The sequence below is a fragment of the Pelotomaculum propionicicum genome, assembly GCF_004369225.1.
Classification (GTDB): Bacteria; Bacillota; Desulfotomaculia; order Desulfotomaculales; family Pelotomaculaceae; genus Pelotomaculum_B; species Pelotomaculum_B propionicicum.
Map to the genome: position 1 here is coordinate 1 of NZ_QFFZ01000094.1, position 4,330 is coordinate 4,330.

The 4,330-nt window shown below is 48.9% G+C and carries 4 protein-coding genes and 1 pseudogene; all 5 read right to left on the minus strand.

Annotated elements, in window-relative coordinates; all coding sequences use genetic code 11:
- Positions 1–227 precede the first annotated feature (227 nt).
- Positions 228–830: a reverse transcriptase domain-containing protein gene (locus Pmgp_RS18740; protein ID WP_243119958.1), complete on the minus strand. Its 603-nt coding sequence runs from the start codon at positions 828–830 to the stop codon at positions 228–230.
- A 387-nt stretch (positions 831–1,217) separates the two neighbouring features.
- Positions 1,218–1,370, minus strand: a complete 153-nt coding sequence (locus Pmgp_RS19915; RefSeq protein WP_192903028.1) for a hypothetical protein — start codon at positions 1,368–1,370, stop codon at positions 1,218–1,220.
- A gap of 230 nt (positions 1,371–1,600) precedes the next feature.
- A complete protein-coding gene (locus Pmgp_RS18745; RefSeq protein ID WP_134216140.1) occupies positions 1,601–2,224 on the minus strand; it encodes a redox-sensing transcriptional repressor Rex in 624 nt (207 codons plus the stop codon).
- Positions 2,225–2,395: 171 nt separating this feature from the next.
- Positions 2,396–4,084 carry an FAD-dependent oxidoreductase gene (locus Pmgp_RS18750; RefSeq protein WP_134216142.1) on the minus strand — a complete coding sequence of 563 codons (1,689 nt, stop codon included), beginning with the start codon at positions 4,082–4,084 and terminating at the stop codon, positions 2,396–2,398.
- A gap of 40 nt (positions 4,085–4,124) precedes the next feature.
- Positions 4,125–4,330, minus strand: a pseudogene (locus Pmgp_RS18755) (dihydropyrimidine dehydrogenase); the annotation flags it as partial.

Here is a 4,330-nt window from a genome sequence, read left to right on the forward strand (position 1 = left end):
TTTTGTCCACAGCAGCTTACGGTGGTTTGAAGCCTCCACCTGCATGGCGGCTCCGAGGGGCCTTCCCTCATCTTCGATTAAGCATGGCTTTAGGGCTCTCATGCAGCCCTGCGCCTTCGTGGCGCACAGTCATCTGCGTACCTGACAAACCTTACCTCATGCTCTTCCAGCACCCAGTCCAGTTCATTAAGATAAAGATTGGCCAAAAGTGGAGATATTACGCCGCCTTAAGGCGTGCCGGATTCAGTGGGTTGGAATTTTCCTTCCTCCATGTACCCGGCTTTGAGCCAGGCCCAAATCATGTCCAGCACTGTCCCGTCCGCGATATATTTGGCGAGCACTTTCATCAGCTTTTTGTGCGGAATATTATCAAAGAAGCCTTTGATGTCACAGTCATAGATGTGATTGTACCCTGTCTCAATGTTCCACAGGATTATCTGCATCACTCGTTTGATGCCGAGGTTGGGCCGGTAACCGCAGGACCATTTGTGAAATATGTGCTCTTCGCATTTGGGGCTGAGTACGTTTGCAATGGCTTGTTGTACGATTCTGTCTTCTATGTTGGGTATGCCAAGTGGGCGCAGCTTGCCGTTCTTTTTGGGTATGTATTGACGGCGCACTGCTGTTGGTTTGTAGGTTTTGGCTCTGAGCCTTTGCAGTAAGTCCGCTATTTTCTCTTCCTCGTGTTTCTTGAAACTCCCTATGGTTTCTCCGTCTATTCCTCCGGCGCCACCGTTCTCTTCAACTTTCCGCCATGCCGCCATGAGCTTCCGGTCGAATAGGATCTGTCCGTAGATGCTGTGCCACTTGAGCTTGAGTTCCTTGTTCACGTCTTATTCCTCACCTTTCCCGTGTTCATCCGGTTCGTTTTTACCGCGGTAACGTGCCCGTTCTCATTACACGTGAGTCCAGTTGGAGCCACACAGGCCGGCCCCCTTCCGTTCGGCTGCAGTTTGGTCTGCAACTTACTTCCGTACTATGAGGCCGTCTGACTTCTCCAGCCGTGACAGCAACTTCGGCTTAGCCTTATATGCTGCCACCCTTTGCAGGCTTGGCTGGAGATCTCACAGGGTCATCTCACCTTCCTTCTTGACATACCAAACACCATCACTTGACAAGCTACCTCTACCCGGCTGGCTCATTTGAGTAGATATCACCATTTTCGGTGGGCTTCCCGTTATCTACGCACAGTCGCCAACTTGCCCAGCCGCCGTGTTTCACGCTTTCGCATTTCGGTCTGCCAAGCCGCTTGTGGGCCTCTCGGCTTCCACGTCTCCTTCAGACAGCGCCTCACGGTGCTGCCCTAGACTAAGCTTCCTGGTTCGCGCCAGCACTCCCAGGGGAGGACTTTCACCTCCGTGAATCCTCATGCTTCCAGGCTCCCGGCTCGTTTTACCTCTGTAGCGTCGCCGCTGTCTCTATAACATGAGTTTGTCCCAAATTATTATTGGGACAGGTGCGACTGCCTGTCGCACATAAAAAAACCGGTTTTTTAAGATCCGGTTTTTTTATTATTGAAAAAGGTTTATGCCATCCTAAGAGTGATTAACCTTTAATAAATGATATTATTTTATATCTGGTCTATTACACATTTGGATTTCTACGTAACCAGATCAAAAGTCAAAATTTCAAGCTTCACAGACAGATCTACGTTTTTCACTTTAATATTTTCAGGAATATTAAGTGTCACACGGGCAAAGTTTAGAATTGCCTGTAAACCGCTTTTAATCATCAGGTCTGCGACTTCCTGCGCCGCCCGCACCGGCACTGCGATAATCCCTATTTTAATCTCGTGCAGTTTGATAACTTCAGGCAGCTTTTCCATCGGAAAGACTTCTAGTTTACCAATTCTCTTGCCTATCTTGGTTAGATCGTTATCAAAAACGCCAACTATCGAAAAACCTCGTTCATTAAAACCTTTAAAGGAACAGAGGGCTTGGCCCACATTTCCCGCTCCTACCAACACCAGCGGCCATTTCCTGTTCAAGCCGAGAATTTTTAAAGTGTAATTCAACAAATCTTTTACATTATAGCCTATGCCGCGGGTCCCGAACTCACCGAAATAGGATAGATCCTTTCTGACCTGAGCGGAATTTACGCCTACCCCTTCTGCCAGTTCACTGGAAGACACTATGTCTATACCATTATAATCCAATCGTTCCAGGTACTTAGAATATTGAGATAACCTTGTAATGGTCGCCTCCGGTATTTTCCGGGTTTCCACTTGAATTCCTCCCTCAAATTTTAAGCTTAACATAACAGTCCTCTTGATAATAACATTTGCTTTACAGAAAGAAAAGTATCCATCTAAAATAATCATCGCCAGGCATAGGGGATCGATAAGTCAAAGCCTGGCGATGTAAGATAAAGAGGAGGGGATAAGGGGATTTAACACTTATTCTATTTCATATGGCCAGGCCTCAAGGCTGCCTTCCATGAATTTCACGTTATCAAAACCGGCCCCTTTTAAAATCCGCAGCGCCTCGTAACCCCGCGGACCCAGGACACAGGATGTGATTATTTCTTTTTCCCGCGGTATCTCGTCAAGCCGCCTGCGTATTTCCCCCAGGGGTATTGAAAGAACACGCGCGTCGCTGATATGTTTGGGACGGAACTGTTGCTCAGTCCGAACATCCAAAAATACAAAGTCAGCGTCACTGTCGAACTTTTTCTTGACGTCAGCCGGTAAAATCCCTTCAGCTAATCCCTGCAGCTTATTCCTGATGATATTTACTGAATGATGCAGCGGGTCGATAGGTGTGTTAAACGGAGGCGCGTAAGCTGTATCAATATTGGCCACGTCTTCCAGTGTGGCGCCGAAATTGATGGCGGCGGCAAGCACGTCTATTCTCTTTGCCACATCGCCAGGTCCAAAGCCCTGCCCACCAAGTACACGCTTGGTTTTTGCGTCAGCAATTATTTTTAATAGAATCTTTCCGTGCTGAGGATAGTAATGGGTAGCGTCAAAAGTTGGATTGACTGAAGTAATAACATCATAACCCAGATTTCTGGCCTGTTCCTCACCTAGACCGGTACGAGCAACGTTTAACCCCATAACTTTAAGCACTGAAGAGCCCAATATTCCTTTGAATTTGGTTTTCAGGCCGGTAATATTATCACCCGCCACCCGGCCCTGCCTGTTTGCGGTTGATGCCAGAGGAATATAAACCTTTTGCCCGGAAACCAGGTGGGTATTTTCCACACAGTCCCCCAAAGCGTAGATATCCGGGTCGCTGGTTTGCAGGTATTCATTAACCGCTATGGCGCCGGTCGCACCGATTTCCAGGCCGGCTTCCCCGGCCAGCTTGACGTTGGGCCTGACCCCTATGGCTACAATCACCATCCCGGCTTCAATCGGACCCTGGTCGGTTACTACTGCTGAAACCCGGCCATTTTCCCCGGTGAGCCCCAGGACCTTTCTGCCAAGGCTTAGCTCCAGCCCGTTGTCCTCCAGCCGCATGGCCAGCAAAGCGGCCAGATCAGGATCAAGCATACCGGGCAGGACCTGGTCCTTTAACTCAATTATATTGGCAAAAACCTTTAATTTCATTAACGCGTCCGCCGCTTCCATACCAATCAGCCCCGCCCCGATGATGGCGACTTCATCCACATTCTCAGCCAAAGCTGCTTTAATTGATAAAACATCTTCAGGATGATTCAGACGGTAAACACCAGCCAAATCCAATCCTTCAATGGGTGGGATTGTGGGGGTGGAACCGGTGGCGATTACCAGTTTGTCATATTCGATAAAGGAACGATTGTCTGTGCTCAGATCGGCTATCTCTACACGTTTATTGACACGATCAATCGCTACAGCTTCAGTCCCAGTGAGCACTTTAATTCCCTTTTCATTAAGGAAATAATCCTCTTTTCTGGCTACACCATAGGAAGTGGTAAAGAGTTCTTCAAACTCTCTGGTTTGCCCCGACAAGTAGAATGGCATGCCACACCCTGCGTATGATATATACTTGTCCTTTTCAATTATCGTAATATCGGCATTCGGCTCCAGCCTGCGCGCCCTGGCGGCGGCCTTAGGCCCTGCGGCTACTCCGCCGATTACCACTATTTTTAATCTATCAGTCATCTTCATCCTCCTTAAAAACATTTTTTATAAAACTTCTCTTTTATTTTCCCAGGAGGTACCCATGAATAGATTTAGCGGCCGTCCTTCCCGCGCCCATGGCCAGGATCACCGTGGCGGCGCCTGTCACCACGTCGCCTCCCGCGTACACGCCGGGCTTGGAGGTGGCGCCTGTTTCCAGGCTGGCGACGATGTTGCCCTTCCTGCTCAGCTCCAGGCCTTTGGTGGTCCTGGGCACCAGCGGGTTCG